Here is a 1,181-nt window from a genome sequence, read left to right as displayed (position 1 = left end):
AGCACATGGAAGGGCGACATAGGCGAAAGTCAGTGTTGACAGAGCTTCTGGGCTATTGCTTTGACCAGGGGTAAAGCCGCTTTGTTCCAGAAGCGGCAATACGGTGAAAGCCGCCAGTGCGAGCCCAAGTTTTCCGGCAAATGACCAAATGCCAAACGCCGCCGATGCATTCAGCCCGGCCTTTGTCAAAGCAACGGAAAACATAGTGGGCAGGACGACCATGTCAGCCCCCAAGGCGGCACCAGACGCAACGCAAATGATCGCAAATCCAACCGCATTCCCTGGCGCCAGAAAACCCGCGCCAACGAAGCCAGCAATTGCAAGCGGCATCGCGATCGTCAAGATCGTCTTACTGCCGAAGCTTTGGCTAAGTCCTGCCCAAAGCGGGACGCTTAATCCGGCGCACAGAAAAAACAGAACCAAGAAACCACCGGCTTTTCCGCTAAGTTGCAGACGATCTTCGACAAAAAACAGGAACAAGGTCGAGGTCAACGCCACAGGCATGCTATTGGCCAATGCCAGCGCCAAAAGCTTCAAAGCCCCGGCTTTGGCTAGGCCAGACACAGAAATGCCCTCCCCTAAGATTGGGGTGCGGCGCCAGATCGGAAAAGTTACAATCGCGGCGAAAACAGCGATGGCACCCAGCAAGAAACCAAAGGCTGGGTATCCTAAACCCTTAGCTCCCAATCCGACAAAAATAGCTGGGGCGATCGCTGCAATCACAACGCCGCCCAGCATCCCGCCTTCGCGAAAGGCGGCAAGCGTCAACAATTCGCGCGGGTCAGGACGTTTGGCCAGTGTCGCACTTCGGCCATACAACAAGATAATCCCAAGGCTATAGGATGAGAAGAGCAGGATCAGGATGGCCACTAATTCTGTCGTCGCCATGGGGCCCGGGGTGATCGAGAAAAGCAGCGGAAAGCCAATTGCAAGCCCGCCTGCCGCAAGCATGGCAAACATCGTTTGCGCGTTTGGCCAGCGATCAATGGCCCAGCCAATCAACGGATCCTGAACCAGATCAATCAGGCGGATCAACAGCAAGACTGTCCCGATCACACCCAATCCGATACCAAGATTGATCGACGCAAACCGTGGTAAATGGATGTACAGAGGGATGCCAGCCGCGGCCAGCATCAATGCGTAAAGGCTGACGCGCGGGTAAACCATCATTCACCTTTTAA

1 protein-coding gene is annotated in these 1,181 nt (G+C 55.0%); it reads right to left on the bottom strand.

Annotation, left to right across the window (positions count from 1 at the left end):
* Positions 1 to 1,167, bottom strand: a 1,167-nt coding sequence (locus AB9F26_RS22095) for an MFS transporter (RefSeq protein WP_369769111.1), incomplete at its 3' end; no start/stop codon positions are given.
* Between the last annotated feature and the right edge of the window lie 14 nt (positions 1,168 to 1,181).

The organism is Falsihalocynthiibacter sp. BN13B15 (assembly GCF_041205415.1).
Lineage (GTDB): Bacteria > Pseudomonadota > Alphaproteobacteria > Rhodobacterales > Rhodobacteraceae > Falsihalocynthiibacter > Falsihalocynthiibacter arcticus.
The sequence above is the reverse complement of the archived record's forward strand: the minus strand, read 5'-3'. Positions and strand labels throughout refer to the sequence as shown.